Raw genomic sequence first — 14,558 nt, forward strand, 5'->3', positions numbered from 1 at the left:
AATTTCCTACATGTCTAGGAAAAATCCTATTGCCAAATTCGGCCAGCGCAGTTATGTCGCATCTATTGTGACCACAGACCCGCGCGCCAATTTAGAGGAATTGATCCGTAAAAACGGCCATGACTTTGCGGCGGTTTCGAAAATGCTCGGCAAAAATCCAGCGTATATCCAGCAATATATCCGTCGTGGTTCACCCAAAAAGCTCGACGAGGATGACCGGCGGAGGTTGGCGGAGTTTTACGGGGTCGAGGAAGGCTTGCTTGGTGCACCCAGGCAACGCGATGCCGGGCGGGGCGACCATGTCGCTTCCGCGGGGTTGCTCCGAATCAGACAATTGCAAGTTGGGGCTTCGGCTGGTCCGGGATCATTGGCGGACGATGAATATGCCGAATCGATGGGGTTCGGACCGAAATGGCTCAGGCGGCTGGGCCTGGATCCCGCCGACTTGTCGCTGATTGCAGTAGATGGCGATTCGATGGACCCTACTTTGGGCGATGGTGACGACATCATGGTCGATCACAGTGCTTCTTCCAGACCATTGCGCGATGGTATATATGTGCTGCGTATGGACGATGTGCTGCTGGTCAAGCGCGTCGCAATGGGGCCATCGGGGAAATTATCGATACGCAGTGATAATCCGCAATATCCTGACTGGGACGATGTCAGCGCCGATAGCGTGAACATCATTGGCCGGGTGGTCTGGACCGGGCGACGTCTTTAACCGGTCGGTCAATAGACGGCTTGCAACTTTGGGGCGTAGCCGCCAAATAGCCTGACATGACAGAAGCACCTCTCAAGGCCGTGATTATTCCGGTTACCCCGCTCCAGCAAAATTGCACGCTCCTATGGTGTACAAAAACCAACAAGGCCGCGCTCAGCGACCCCGGCGGTGATCTCTCCCGGCTCAAGGCAGCGGTCGAGGATCATGGTGTTGATCTGGAAAAGATCATCATCACCCATGGTCATCTCGACCATTGCGGACAAGCGGGGATGCTGGCCGAAGAACTGGGTATTCCGATTGAGGGGCCGCACGAGGATGATCGTTTCTGGATAGACCAATTGGAAAACGACGGCGCGAAATACGGCATGCAGGCAAAAAGCTTTGAGCCGGACCGCTGGCTCAAGGATGGCGATCAGGTGACTGTCGGGGATCTGGTGCTCGACGTCATTCACTGCCCCGGCCATACGCCCGGTCACGTCATTTTCTACCACCAGCCTTCAAAGCTGGCGGTGGTCGGCGACGTTATATTTCAGGGATCCATCGGACGCACCGATTTCCCGCGCGGCAATCATCAGGATCTGATCGACGCTATCACCCAGAAGCTCTGGCCTCTGGGTGATGACGTGACCTTCATTCCCGGTCATGGCCCAACCAGTCAATTTGGCTATGAGCGCAAAACCAATGCATTCGTTGCGGATGATGTTCTGGCTGCTCGTTAGGCAGATCTAGCCCAAATAGGGAATTGTGATCGCATAAACGCCGAGCCCCAGAAGCGTCAGCATCGTGATCAGTGTGCCGATCATCCGGCCTTTGCCAAATTTGCCATCGTCCATACCGATTCCATGAGCGACGCGGCCGAGCAGATAGACGCCACTGAGGACCCAGAGCCAAGTGGGGGAGGTAGCGCTAGCCATTTCGATCGCTGCAACCAGCAGCACGACAAATGGCGCGCTTTCGATATAGTTGCTGTGGGCGCGCATGCGGCGGATGACATTTTCATTGCCGCCATCACCAATGCTGACCTTTTCGCTGCTTCTAACCTGTCCTACGCGGATCATCAGCCAGATATTTATCAGCGCAGCAGCGCCCGCTATGGTCAATGTTATCGGTAAAATCATCTTGTCCCCCAGTTGTATGAAAATTATAGGCCGTCTATAGAAGCACAATGCTTGCAACGCACAGGAATTTCATTATACGCGCCACTTCGCGTGCAATCCGTTGAACTTCAACCAGGTGATTCTCCAATAAGGCGGAGACTGGATTGTTTGGCTTGGATGCAGGCACTTGATATTAAATTTAAAGAACAGGCTTAGCAATGGCTGTACCAAAAAGAAAAACTACACCGTCGAAACGCGGTATGCGCCGGTCTCATGATGCTTTGAAAGTCGAAGCTTATCAGGAATGTCCGAATTGTGGTGAATTGAAGCGTCCGCACCACATGTGCGGAGCTTGCGGCCATTATAATGGCCGTGAAGTCTTGGCCGCTGATCTTTAATCAGCTAGTCTCTGGACTTCTGACGCGCAATCAAGGGGAATAACTGGTGGGAATGAGGCCGCGAATCGCGATTGATGCGATGGGCGGAGATGAAGGCCCGCGTGTCATGGTTGCCGGTGCCGCTCTCGCGCGTCACCGCCATGCCGGTTTTCAGTTCCTTTTCGTCGGTGATGAAGCGCAGATCAAAGAAGCGCTCAAGGATCATCCCAATCTCAGCGCGGCATCCGAGATCTTGCATGCACCGGACGTCGTGTCCGGTGATGACAAGCCTTCGCAGGCGCTGCGCGGTTCCAAAACAACATCGATGGGCATGGCTGTCAATGCCGTGAAGACCGGTGAGGTCAGCGCGGCGGTAAGTGCCGGCAATACCGGTGCGCTCATGGCGATCGCCAAACTGGCGCTCCGCACGCTGCCGGGCATTGATCGTCCCGCATTATCGGCGCTGCTCCCGACGATGAAAGACACTGATGTCGTTATGCTCGACCTTGGTGCTAACACTGAATGCAATAGTCGGAACCTGGTACAATTTGCTGTGATGGGTGCGGCTTACAGCCGGATCATGCACGGTTTTGATCGGCCCAAGGTGAAGCTGCTGAATATCGGAACTGAAGAAGCTAAAGGTACTGGCACAATTCAGGAAGCCGCTGCGACGCTGAGAGGTGCTGCCGGCCTGCATATGGATTTTCTCGGATTTACCGAGGCCGACAAAATTTCCACCGGTGAGGTCGATGTGATCGTGACCGATGGTTTCTCCGGCAATGTGGCGCTCAAGGCGCTCGAAGGAACCGCCCGGTTTGTCACCGACCTGCTGAGACGCAGTTTTTTGAGCAGTCTGCGCTCCAAGATCGGATTTCTGATATCGCGGCCAGCGACCGAAATGCTCCGCGACCAGCTCGACCCCAATAATCATAATGGCGCCGTGTTTTTAGGTTTGAACGGTGTGGTGGTCAAAAGTCATGGTAGCGCAGATGCGAAGGGCGTCGCCAATGCTGTCGAAGTCGCCGCTCGGCTGGTGGAGGACAGTATTTTGGAACGTATCAGCGAAGATCTGAAAAAAATCAGCGAAGCGACCCCGATGACCGAGGTGGCGAAATGACCGTCGTCGCCGCCAAACGTGCTGTCATCAAGGGAACCGGTTCGGCATTGCCGCGCACCCGGGTCTCCAATGCCGATCTGGCGCAGCGGGTTGATACAACCGATGAATGGATTGTCGAACGTACCGGCATCCGGTTTCGCCATATTGCCGAGGATGATGAGACCACATCCAGCCTGGCGATCGAAGCCGCCCAAAAAGCCATGCAAGCCGCTGGTTACAAGAGCGCAGACATCGACTTGATCATTGTCGCGACAGCGACCCCGGACCAGACGTTCCCGGCGACAGCAACAATCGTTCAGGATGCGCTTGGCTGCAATGGCTGCGTTGCTTTTGACGTTGCTGCGGTTTGTTCCGGCTTCCTTTACGCGCTTTCGATTGCGGAGAGTATGATCCGGGCTGGTAGCGCCCAAAAGGCACTGGTGATTGGCGCTGAAACATTCAGTCGTATCCTTGACTGGGAAGATCGCGGCACCTGCGTGCTCTTTGGTGATGGCGCTGGCGCGATAGTGCTTGCGGGCGAACATGGGACAAGCGGCGTTCTTGCTACCCGTTTGCACGCTGATGGCGCTCATAATCAGTTGCTATATGTCGATGGCGGAGCCGGGACGACCGGAACCGTCGGCAAGTTGCGTATGAAAGGCCGCGAGGTTTTTCGCCACGCTGTCGTCAACCTCTCTTCGGTATTGAAAGAAGTGCTGGAGGAATCGGGTGAGTCGATTGAGAATGTCGACTGGGTGGTTCCCCATCAGGCCAATGCCCGGATATTGGATGCTACTGCCAAGAAACTCAATCTCGCGCCAGAAAAGGTGATCAAGACCGTCGACATACACGCGAATACGTCTGCGGCATCGGTGCCTTTAGCGCTGGATACTGCCGTGCGCGATGGTCGAATCAAGCCCGGCGATTTGCTAGTGCTGGAGGCTATGGGCGGCGGATTTACCTGGGGTGCGTCGGTCATCCGATATTGAACACGTTGTTTTCGTTTATAGATTGGTGCGGGATCAGCATCTTCGTCGATAATTTTACATCTTTGTCGAAAGCCAGTTGAGATAGTCGCAATTCGGCCTCTAGCTTTGCAGCATGGCCTATCCGATATCCTCAAGCTTGACGATTTCCGCACAGTTCCTTTATCGCGCCTATCTCAGCTGTCACGCTCTCCAAGCTCGTAAGCCCCAGTTGTTGAATGCGTTGCAATGTTCCGAATCTGAATTGCGAGACCCCGGCTTTCAACTGAGGCCTGAATCGATTGCCCGTCTTTGTGCTGCTGCGCGCGAAGAGCTGAGCTGCGCGGATATCCACTCTGCGATTGGCGAGAAAATGGTGCCGCAGGGTTTTTCCGACCACGGTTTTGCTGCCTTTTTTCAACCCAGTTTTGGCGAAGCGCTGATCCAGCTTGTAGCGGAACAACGTCTGGGTGGAGAAAAGCCTATGGTAAAGCTGATGCCGCTCTCTTCGGGCGATCGTCTGGTGTGGAATCAGGATATGGCGGTTTCCCCCGACCTTGTGCACATTGTCTTTGCCCTGATCTACCATTGCGGAGAATCGCTGGCGGAGGGTCGCTTCCATACTGTGAAAGCAGCGCATTTCTCTCATCCCCGTCCAGAAGGGTTCAAGGGACTACCGGAAGGCAATTCGTCCCGAGGCCCCATTCCGTGCCATTTCAATCGACCGTCGACCTATCTCGAATATCATTGCTCGGCGATGACCAAGCCGATGCCGCGTCAAAATCCAGCAATCGTTTGCGCAACCGGTCGCCAGAAGGCGATTTTTGCCAAAAGTAGGTTCGAGCGGGAAAATATCGCGAAATTGACCTATGAATATCTATTATATCTACTCGATAAATCTGGTCTAAGTCTGGATGCCGCGGCCATGACATTCGGAATGGCGGAACGGACCTTACGGCGCAAATTGGTTGCACAGGGCATGTCCTATCGCCAGCTGCTGGAGCAGGTCCGGCGTGATACCTGCAATCTCTATTTTCTCGAAGGGACCCGCAATCTCTCGGAAATAGCCGCGAAGCTGGGCTATAGCGAGTTGAGCGCTTTCACGCGTGCCTATACAAGCTGGTATGGCCATCCACCCAGCCAGGACGCCAGCGCGTCAACGGCGCTAGCTGCCTAAACAATATCGTATTTTGTGAAATGGTGGGCGTAGAGAGAGTTGAACTCACGACCCCTTCGATGTCAACGAAGTGCTCTACCACTGAGCTATACGCCCACGCTGGAGGCCGTCTAGCCAGCCGCTTCGGCTGGCGCAAGGCTTAATTCAGGTCGCTGATACTGTCCGGTTCGAACAGCCGGTCAACCTCGAGAACCAGATCCCGCAAATGAAAGGGTTTTGACAATATTTTGGCCTTTGGAACCGATTGTCCGGCGCGCAATGTTACACCGGAAAATCCGGTAATGAACATGACCTGGGTTTCGGGGCAGACCGAAGCGCAATGTTGTGCAAGCTCGATTCCGTCCATTTCCGGCATCACGATGTCGGTCAAAAGCAGATCGAACCTTTGTGATTCGAGTAGCGGAACCGCCGCAGTTCCGCGATCCACTGCCACGACTTCATAGTTGGCTTTCTCAAGCGCCCGTGTAAGATGCTCGCGCATTGCTTGTTCATCTTCCGCGAGGAGAATTCGGATCATATTGTCGAGCCTTCCAGAATATGCCTGATTACAGACGGGCTATTATGCCCAGACCGCCGTATAAGTGCAAATCGGTTAATTTTTTCTGGGAATCGATAATTTTTTCAGGGAAATATGCAGGTTTTTTGGAGCATGAACATGCCTAACGCCGGTTCCAGCAGAAATTTGACCGAGGTTGCAGCTTATTCTCTGGCCAATGTCGACGGATTTAAATTCCCGGTGCTGATCAGCGTGCCCCATGCCGGGCGGGACTATCCGTCTCGGCTTATCGACAATCTGAATGTGCCGGCTTCCCAATTGCTCCGGTTGGAAGACCGCTATGTGGATCGATTGGCCGCATCCGCCGCCGCTGCGAGCTTTCCGTTGATCATCGCGCGCAAGCCAAGGGCATGGGTGGATCTCAACCGCAGTCCAACCGAAATCGACCCGGATATGGTGGCCGGGATGGACCCATCTCAGACATCCCACATCAGCAGGAAAGTCCGCGGCGGTTTGGGCATATTGCCGCGGCGACTGCATGGTGCGGGCAATCTTTGGCGGGAGAAATGGCAGCATCAGCATGTCATGGATCGTATCGAGCAGGACCATGAGCCTTATCATATCGAGGTTGCGCATATTCTCGACCAGATGCGATCCGTCTTTGGATGCGCGCTGCTTCTGGACTTGCACAGCATGCCGTCGGTGTTCGACCAGGATCGTCGCCAGATCGGATTTGTCATCGGCGATCGTTTCGGGCGCAGTTCCGATTCGCGCTACGCCGAACTGGCCGCAGTTCATTTTAAAAGGAGTGGTTATCACGTCATGAACAACCATCCCTATGCCGGTGGTTATATACTGGAGCGGCACGGCAAGCCTGCGCGCAATGTTCATGCGTTGCAGCTCGAAGTGGACCGGGCTTTATATCTCGATGAAAGTTTGCGCGAGCCGACCGATGCTGCCGAACCGCTTTCGGAATTAATCCGCGATTGCTGCGTGATGCTGGCCGATCAACTATTGGGTCGCTGTCAGCTTGAAGCAGCGGAATGAGAGATTCTCAATAAAAAACCACCTCGCCGGATCGGCGAGGTGGCCAAGGTTCAGGGAGGTGGCATTTCAAAGAAATGCCCGTATGGACCCGATCGGGGGATGCGGTCCCATACAACCATAATGTGGGCGCTCCTGGCACGAGTTGCAAGACCCTATCACCGGAAAATTATTCCCTCCTGGTAGGTCCGGTTGAACCGGACCGACCAGGATAATTTATGTCGTGAACCGGTCAGACTTGAACCGACGGCGCTTCGGTTACTTGCGGCATTTTGCCAGCATCAACCTGCCGCGCAAAAACTTCGCGCATCAGCTGAAGCGAAAAGAGATGGGCGTAGATCAACGGCAACATGCCATTCTGGTTCATCTTGCGGAGCTCGTCGCCGCGCATGTCTCGCAATTTTTCTTCATTGACCATCCGGAATCCGCGATAGACAAACGGCTTTTCAACGCCCGTTTGCTGGATCGATACTTCGCCGTCCATCAACAGCTCCAGCTTTTCCAGTTCCTGGACAAACTGTCCGGTGCGCTGTCCAGCCTGTTCAAACTGTTCACAAAAATCCAGTATGTTCTTCGTGGTCTGGCTTGGCTGATCCTTGTCGAAAAGCGGGTCGCCTTCCTTAAAGTCGCCGATAGCATCAGTCGTCGGATCGAAGCAGAGTGAGAGTTCTTCAGCGTCCGGACGGAGTTTTGCAAGCATGAAGGGATAGCGGCGAACATAGGCTGGAACATAGGAGGACAGTTCGCTGAAATGACCTTCATCATCCATGAACGTGTTCACGCCTTCATTCAGGCCCATTAGAATCAATGGAACACTGCTGTCGCCAACAGAGAAAACAATCGGGTAGCTGCGTGAGGCATTGGCGAATTCGTCGGTGGTAATCGGAATGGCATGTTGCTTCTGCATGAAAGAAGCATTGTCGAGCCCTTTGGCTTTCCAATTTGCATGCTCTTTGGAATTGAGCGGGACCAGGTCCTTGTAGAACATTGGTAGTGCTTGTGCTTGCGGCGTGCTCGCCATAGTTAGTTTCTCCGAAAAATGACTGTTGAGACCAAATTAGTTGCCTTGGCTTTAAGAGCCTGACTGGCCGGACGCAAGAGGAACGAGTTTACCCGGGTTCATAATGTTCTTGGGATCGATCGCTGTTTTAATCGCGCGCAACATGGAGAGCCGTCCCGGCGACGACAATCGCTCCAATTCCATGCGCTTATTCTGTCCGATCCCATGTTCGGCCGAGATCGAGCCGCCCGCTGCGATCACGAGGTCATGGACTAGCGGCGTTATCTGATTTCCAAAGTCTCGCATCCATTCCAGTGCTTGCACGCCGGTTGGTGCTTTTACGTGAAGATGGACGTTCCCATCTCCCATGTGGCCGAATGCAGCAACCTTTGTACCGGGGAAATTGGCTTCGATAACCGGGGATGCCTCATTAATGAACCGCGCCATGCTGGGCACAGGAACGCTGATGTCATGTTGCAATGCCGGGCCGTTGGCGCGTTCCGCTTCGGCAATCGAATCCCGGATTTTCCAGAAATCCTCTGCTTGCTGTTCGCTGGTCGCAAGCGTTGCGTCTTCGATCAGATTCCGTTCCAGCGCTTCGGCGAGGAGGCCCTCGGCCACCGTTCGCGGATCTTGTGCATCCGGTTGGTCACGTGTGATTTCAACAAGTACGTGCCAGTGATGCACGCCGGTCAGAGGCGAACGGGTACCGGGAATATGGTGCAGAACCGAATCCAGGCATGTCGCAGGGATAATTTCAAAGCCTTCCAGCGCATGCGCCGTGCGGCGGTTGAGAAATTGAAAGAGACGATAGGCCGCGTCCGTGCTGTCGACGGCGGCCCAGGCAACACAACGATCCACCAGAGCGGGCACTGTTTTCAATGTTGCTGCAGTGACAATGCCCAACGTGCCTTCACCGCCGATGAACAATTGTTTCAGGTCATAGCCGCGATTGTCTTTTTTGAGCGCAGCGAGACCTTCTAGGATCGTCCCATCGGGCAGCACTGCTTCGATTCCAGCAACCAGCGCTCGCATCGTGCCATGGCGCAGCACCTGAGTGCCGCCGGCATTTGTAGAAATGAGACCGCCTACCGTGGCGGAGCCTTTACCGCCGAGAGTTAGCGGAAATCTCTGTCCTTCTGCCGCAAGCGCTTCATGCAGATTTTGAAGGATCACGCCGGCCTCGCACAGGACCAATTGGTCTTCCGATTCAATCGCTCTAATCCGGTTCATGCGGCGGAGGGAAAGGATGATCGACCGACCGCTGCTATCAGGAGTTGCGCCGCCGACCATGCCGCTGTTGCCACCTTGAGGAACGATGGCGATGGCATTTTGATTTGCGATTTTTAGTATCTCTGCGGTTTCTTGCGTGTTGCTTGGCGAGATCATCGCCGCTGCCGCGCCGGTATAACGGCCGCGCCAATCTGTGAGCCAGGGTGCCATATCGTCGGCAGCGCTGGTAAAGCCCTTGGCGCCCACGACCGTCTGCATCTGTTCTAGCCAATTTGCCGTTTTCGGCATGTCTTTGCTCCTGCGTTTCGGGGCCAACTTCTCGTCGTCTTGCGCTCGAGCCCGGTCTGACCGGTACGTCGGCGGATAAGGCGCCGCAAGATAACCAAAATGGTAATTTGTCAGTTCATGCAATATTCAATCGTCGCTGTTATAGCAAAGCCAAGGGTTAATTAAGGGATTTTGGTGAGCCTGTCACTTATAGCTATATTACTGCTCTCAGTGCCTGAAACGCACGGTATGCAGCAGGTGGATGACTCGTCTACCGATACGACCAGGGCCTATGTACCGGCGCGTCCGCTGGTCTTTGCTCAAGTGCGAATCGAAAAGCGGGTCATTATCCGGGTGCCACGTCGCCGGCCGAATCAATTGGCGCCAAGGGCCGATTTTGCGCGGGAGATTCCGCAGCAAAGTTTTCGTGAAAAGAAAATGGGCAAATGCCTGCCAATGAACAATATTCTGGGCGTGCAGATGTTTTCGGATCAATTTCTCGATCTCGTGACAAAGGACCGCAAGCGCGTCCGGGCGCAGCTCGAGGAAAATTGTCAGGCGCGCAGTTTCTATTCCGGTTTTTATATGGAGAAATCGGCAGACGGAAAAATGTGCGCGGGGCGCGATATCTTGCACTCGCGAACCGGGGCCAAATGTGAAATTGAACGTTTCCGAGAACTTGTCCCAGAACGCTAGATCAAGCGAGAAAGCTTGACAAATTCGGGATATGCGATCATTGCCCCGCTAAGTCCAAGAGGCTAAGACAGGATGCAATGTTGCATCCTATATTTTTCCGGAACCGCTATGAAATTTGCCGATCTCGGCCTGTCTGAAGAACTGCTCAAGTCCGTAGCCGAAGCTGGCTATGATGAACCGACACCGATTCAGGCCCAAGCCATACCCCCTGTATTGATGATGAAAGATATCATCGGCATTGCCCAGACCGGCACCGGCAAGACGGCAAGCTTTGTGCTGCCTATGATTGACATATTGGCTCATGGTCGGTCGCGCGCACGTATGCCGCGGTCATTGATCCTTGAGCCGACCCGCGAACTGGCGGCACAAGTTGCCGAGAATTTCGAGAAATATGGCAAGAACCATAATCTCAGCATGGCGTTGCTTATCGGCGGTGTTTCCATGGGTGACCAGATCAAGGCGCTGGAAAAAGGCGTCGACGTCCTGATCGCGACACCGGGCCGGTTGATGGATCTTTTCGATCGCGGACGGATTTTGATGTCGGGCTGCGAATTGCTGGTCATCGACGAAGCGGACCGGATGCTCGATATGGGCTTCATTCCCGATATCGAATCGATCTGCTCGAAACTGCCGGCGACGCGTCAGACGATGCTGTTCTCGGCCACCATGCCGCCGCCGATCAAGCGATTGTCGGACCAGTTTCTCAACAATCCAAAATATATCGAGGTCTCTCGTCCGGCAACGGCGAATACTTCGATCGATCAATCGCTGATGGAGGTTGCTCCGAAGGCCAAGCGCAAATTGATCGTCGACATATTGGATCATGAAGGCGTCGATACCGCGATCATTTTCTGCAATCGCAAGACCGAGGTTCGTGATCTGTGCCAAAGCTTGCGCAAGGACGGTTTTGATGCCGGGCAGATTCACGGCGATATGGATCAAAGCTCGCGTCTCGCGGAACTGGACCGGTTCAAATCCGGTGAAATCAATATTTTATGCGCGTCCGATGTCGCCGCCCGCGGGCTCGACATCAAGGGCGTCAGCCATGTTATCAATTACGATATTCCCTGGCATCCGGATGACTATATTCACCGGATTGGCCGTACCGGCCGTGCTGGTGCCACCGGCGTTGCGATCACCTTTGTGACCCGCAGCGATGCGGAACATGTCGATAGCATCCAGAAACTGACCGGCATGAAGATCCCGGTCCGCACGGAACGCAAGGGTAGCAAGGGCGGCGATTTGCCGACTGACAAGGCTCCGGCGAAGTCCGTTTCGGACAAGCCTGTGTCAGGAAAGTCAAAAGCGCCACGGCGTGATGATGCACCGAAGAAGCCACGGCAGGATGAACGGCCGAAAAAGGCGCAGCAAGAAGATGCCCCAAAGCCGACACAGCAAGACGACGCGCCGAAGAAACCGGCACGTGCTGCCAAGGTCCGGGAAGAAAAACCGCCCGTGGTTCAGGAGCGCAAGGATGATGGTGCCGATGATGGCTGGAATGGCCCGATGCCCAGTTTCCTGGATGCCAAGCTCAACCGCTAGTCAGATTTTCAGACTTTAGATAAAATCGGACGCCAGGCCGCTGCTATTGCAGGGTCAGGCTGTCCAATATCGTTGCGGCCAATGGATCCGTCGATTTAGCCTGTTCGGCATCATAGCTGACTTCGGCCTGGACCATTGTACCATCGGGCTTGCGCAGCAGTCGCTGGCTTGATTGCTGGCCGTTGGTCAAAATTCCCGAAGCGCGATATTCATTCTTGCCGATCGGCGCGCCTTCCATGGCGTCGCTGCCGTCCTCGATCGCCTGGACGGCTTTGCTCCAGGCCGCGTCTTCGCGATTTTCAACCCAGCTGACTGCCAGTTTTGCGCCGCTTTTGGCGTCGGTATAGACCCGGCCATTGTCGTCGCTGGCGGACTTGTCGACGGTCCAGCCGCCGGGCACCATGATCGAATAACCGCGCAACGCATTGGCATAGCTATCAAGGGTAGCGAGATCGATCGCAGTCTCTCCGCTATCACCTTCAGCAGCGTTGGCTTCGTCGCGGATTGCCTGGCTTGCGGCATCTGCTTGCTGCGCCAGTTCCTCGCTGGATGGAACATCTCCCACCGCTTCCTGTTTTCCGCAGGCCGAGAGTAGGAGCGCGAGCGTCAAGGCCGCGCCGAATGGAAGAGTTGGAAGCATGTTTTTCATGATGTCAGACTTAAGACCAGCGGTGCCAAACATCAATGGCGATGTTGGATTTTGCGAAACTGTTCTTGGCCGAAAATGTCAAATCCAACAGGATCGGACAAGATATCCAACAAAAAAATCGTGTAACTACGCGGCGTTATCGATTCCGAGGTCAGCCAGCTTGCGATAGAGGGTCGAGCGTCCGATGCCCAGTCTTCGCGCTACTTCTGTCATCCGGCCGCGATAATGGCCGATGGCGAGGCGGATGACGTCGGCTTCGATTTCTTCCAGTGGGCGCAAATTGCCATCTTCGCAATAAAGTGTGATCCCGATGCCCTCCGGACTATGGGTGAGATGCGGGTCGGCATCGTCGGATTCGGCGACAAAGGAAGCGATCTGCGGAAATTCATCGCAGGTCAGGGCGTTGCGGTCGCACATCACGGCAGCGCGGAACAACACACTTTGCAGCTGACGGACGTTGCCGGGCCAGCGATAGCTGCGCAGCAGGTTGAGCGCTTCGTCGGTGATTCCGAGGCTGCGAAGGCCGGGCTGGAGCGCGAGGCGGGCCAGAAAATGGCGCGCTAGTGCCGGAATGTCGCCGGTGCGGTCGCGCAGCGGCGGGATGGTCAGCTGGACGACATTCATCTGGTAGAAGAGATCTTCGCGGAAATTGTCTTTCTCGACCTCAAGCAGCAGCTTGCGATTGGTCGCGGCTATGATCCGGACATCGAGCTGGAAACTGTTCGGGCTGCCGAGCGGCTGAATATCCCCATGTTTCAGGAAACGCAGCAAGCGTACCTGGGTTTCCGGCGGAATCCGGTCGACTTCGTCAAGGAAAATCGTGCCGCCCTCGGCCTGTTGAAGCAGCCCGATCTTGCGGTCGAACGCGCCGGTGAACGCGCCTTTTTCGTGACCGAACAAAATCGAATCGAGCAGATTGCCAGTGATTGCGCCGCAATTGAGCTTGAGCATCGGTTGCTTGGCGCGAGGGCTGGCGGCGTGGATCGCGTCGGCGATCACTTCCTTGCCGACTCCGCCTTCGCCTTCGATCAATACCGGAACCCGGGCGCGGGCTGCCTTGGCGGCGATCGCCAGTGCGGCGCGGAACGCCGGTGCAGCGCCGACAATTTCTTCAAATTCGAGCGGTACCGAGATCTTCTCGGTGAGCGGGCGCAATTCCCCGTCATCCTTGGACGATTCGACTGCGGCGTTGAGTGCCTTGAGCATCAGTTCGGGGGCGACCGGTTTGATCAGATAATCGGTGGCGCCAGCGCGCACGGCGTCGACGGCTTCGGCGATTGATCCGACCGCTGTCAGCATCAGAACCGGCAAAGCAGGGCGGCGGGATTTCAATTCGGCGATCAGTTCTGTGGATTCGGAACCCGGCACCCAATGGTCGAGAATGATCGCGTCGAGCATCATCCCGTCCTGCGTGCCGAGCGTCGCAATCGCGGTTTCCGCGTCGCGGGCGTAGATCGTGCGGAAACCCGCCCGTGAAGCGAGCGCGGATATCAACCGGCATTGCGCGGGCTCATCATCGATCAGCAGCAGTAATTTAGTGCCGTTTTGTACCATTTTTATCCCGATTGTCCCAGAATGAGGCATAGCATTAGCGGCAACCGGTAAAGAGCCGATTAAGGGGTGGATAAATTTTCTATTTAATATGACTGTGGCTAGGGCTTGAGCGGAGGCTAATATACGGTTACACCTCGCGCCTGTTTTGAACGAAAATATGGGGATATCATGACATCAGATAATAATTTTGACGCAGCTGAGGAATCTTACAGCCGGTTTCTGTCGCTGTTGAAAATCGGAACAATCGGGTCCGCTATTGTAGCAATATTAGTGGTAATTCTTATATCCTAACTGATTGGAATGGTTTGTGAAAATTGCGGTTTTGAAAGAACTTGCCGATGGCGAGAAGCGCGTTAGCGCGTCGCCGGAAACGGTCAAGAAATTCATCGCTCTTGGCGCTTCGATGGCCGTCGAAAAAGGGGCTGGCGTTTCAGCGTCGGTTGCCGACGAAGATTATCAGGACATGGGCGCAACCATCGGCACCCGGCAAGCGGTTTTGAAAGATGCCGACATTGTCCTGGCGGTGCAGGGGCCGGATCCGGTTTCACTGAAGGGCATCAAGAAGGGCGCATGGCTGGTTGCCAGCCTCAATCCTTTCGGAGAGCGTGACCGGGTTGATGCTTATGCCAAGCTTGGCATTGATG

General features: G+C 55.0%; 15 protein-coding genes, 1 tRNA gene and 1 pseudogene. 10 read left to right on the forward strand and 7 right to left on the reverse strand.

Translation table 11 applies throughout. The features are described from left to right. Positions 1-100 precede the first annotated feature (100 nt). On the forward strand, positions 101-721 hold the full coding sequence (locus V7680_RS06175; protein ID WP_442954979.1) for a S24 family peptidase: 621 nt from the start codon (positions 101-103) through the stop codon (positions 719-721). 56 nt (positions 722-777) lie between these two features. Continuing rightward, a complete protein-coding gene (locus V7680_RS06180) occupies positions 778-1,440 on the forward strand; it encodes an MBL fold metallo-hydrolase (RefSeq protein ID WP_335652415.1) in 663 nt (220 codons plus the stop codon). A 6-nt stretch (positions 1,441-1,446) separates the two neighbouring features. On the opposite strand, the gene V7680_RS06185 is transcribed toward V7680_RS06180, so the two are convergent. Continuing rightward, positions 1,447-1,839, reverse strand: coding sequence for an MAPEG family protein (locus V7680_RS06185; protein WP_335652416.1), 393 nt, complete (start codon positions 1,837-1,839; stop codon positions 1,447-1,449). 197 nt (positions 1,840-2,036) lie between these two features. On the opposite strand from V7680_RS06185, the gene rpmF reads away from it, so the two are divergent. The 4 genes from rpmF to V7680_RS06205 all read left to right on the forward strand — a co-directional run bounded on the left by rpmF (position 2,037) and on the right by V7680_RS06205 (position 5,433). Further along, positions 2,037-2,216 carry a 50S ribosomal protein L32 gene (gene rpmF, locus V7680_RS06190; protein WP_176279738.1) on the forward strand — a complete coding sequence of 60 codons (180 nt, stop codon included), beginning with the start codon at positions 2,037-2,039 and terminating at the stop codon, positions 2,214-2,216. Positions 2,217-2,268: 52 nt separating this feature from the next. Continuing rightward, positions 2,269-3,312 carry a phosphate acyltransferase PlsX gene (plsX, locus tag V7680_RS06195; protein WP_335652417.1) on the forward strand — a complete coding sequence of 348 codons (1,044 nt, stop codon included), beginning with the start codon at positions 2,269-2,271 and terminating at the stop codon, positions 3,310-3,312. Next, positions 3,309-4,280: a beta-ketoacyl-ACP synthase III gene (locus tag V7680_RS06200; RefSeq protein WP_335652418.1), complete on the forward strand. Its 972-nt coding sequence runs from the start codon at positions 3,309-3,311 to the stop codon at positions 4,278-4,280. The genes plsX and V7680_RS06200 overlap by 4 nt, the downstream gene beginning before the upstream one ends. A 136-nt stretch (positions 4,281-4,416) precedes the next feature. Next, complete coding sequence (locus V7680_RS06205; protein WP_335652419.1) at positions 4,417-5,433, forward strand: helix-turn-helix transcriptional regulator; 1,017 nt, start codon at positions 4,417-4,419, stop codon at positions 5,431-5,433. Positions 5,434-5,454: 21 nt separating this feature from the next. Here V7680_RS06205 and V7680_RS06210 read toward each other — a convergent pair. Next, positions 5,455-5,529: transfer RNA gene (locus tag V7680_RS06210), tRNA-Val, on the reverse strand. Between the two features lie 43 nt (positions 5,530-5,572). Further along, positions 5,573-5,950 carry a cell cycle two-component system response regulator CpdR gene (gene cpdR, locus V7680_RS06215; protein WP_335652420.1) on the reverse strand — a complete coding sequence of 126 codons (378 nt, stop codon included), beginning with the start codon at positions 5,948-5,950 and terminating at the stop codon, positions 5,573-5,575. Positions 5,951-6,082: 132 nt separating this feature from the next. On the opposite strand from cpdR, the gene V7680_RS06220 reads away from it, so the two are divergent. Beyond that, positions 6,083-6,976 (forward strand): N-formylglutamate amidohydrolase, encoded by an 894-nt coding sequence (locus tag V7680_RS06220; RefSeq protein ID WP_335652421.1) that lies wholly within the window; start codon positions 6,083-6,085, stop codon positions 6,974-6,976. Positions 6,977-7,205: 229 nt separating this feature from the next. Here V7680_RS06220 and V7680_RS06225 read toward each other — a convergent pair whose 3' ends face one another. Both V7680_RS06225 and V7680_RS06230 read right to left on the reverse strand, forming a co-directional pair. Then, entirely contained in the window at positions 7,206-7,994 is a 789-nt protein-coding gene (locus V7680_RS06225; RefSeq protein ID WP_335652422.1) for a SapC family protein, read from the reverse strand. Positions 7,995-8,045: 51 nt separating this feature from the next. Continuing rightward, complete coding sequence (locus V7680_RS06230; RefSeq protein ID WP_335652423.1) at positions 8,046-9,494, reverse strand: FAD-binding oxidoreductase; 1,449 nt, start codon at positions 9,492-9,494, stop codon at positions 8,046-8,048. 171 nt (positions 9,495-9,665) lie between these two features. Here V7680_RS06230 and V7680_RS06235 point away from each other — a divergent pair, with 171 nt between their 5' ends. Both V7680_RS06235 and V7680_RS06240 read left to right on the forward strand, forming a co-directional pair. Next, positions 9,666-10,169, forward strand: coding sequence for a hypothetical protein (locus V7680_RS06235; protein WP_335652424.1), 504 nt, complete (start codon positions 9,666-9,668; stop codon positions 10,167-10,169). Positions 10,170-10,277: 108 nt separating this feature from the next. Beyond that, entirely contained in the window at positions 10,278-11,711 is a 1,434-nt protein-coding gene (locus V7680_RS06240) for a DEAD/DEAH box helicase (protein ID WP_335652425.1), read from the forward strand. A 43-nt stretch (positions 11,712-11,754) separates the two neighbouring features. Here the strand turns inward: V7680_RS06240 and V7680_RS06245 are convergent, their stop codons facing one another. Beyond that, positions 11,755-12,360: a hypothetical protein gene (locus V7680_RS06245; protein WP_335652426.1), complete on the reverse strand. Its 606-nt coding sequence runs from the start codon at positions 12,358-12,360 to the stop codon at positions 11,755-11,757. Positions 12,361-12,486: 126 nt separating this feature from the next. Further along, the gene (locus V7680_RS06250) at positions 12,487-13,914 is read right to left on the reverse strand and encodes a sigma-54-dependent transcriptional regulator (protein ID WP_335652427.1); all 1,428 of its coding nucleotides are present in this window, start codon (positions 13,912-13,914) and stop codon (positions 12,487-12,489) included. 307 nt (positions 13,915-14,221) lie between these two features. Between V7680_RS06250 and V7680_RS06255 the strand changes: the two are divergent. Next, a pseudogene (locus V7680_RS06255) lies at positions 14,222-14,558 on the forward strand (NAD(P)(+) transhydrogenase (Re/Si-specific) subunit alpha); the annotation flags it as partial.

Source organism: Parasphingorhabdus sp. (assembly GCF_036963705.1).
Lineage (GTDB): Bacteria > Pseudomonadota > Alphaproteobacteria > Sphingomonadales > Sphingomonadaceae > Parasphingorhabdus.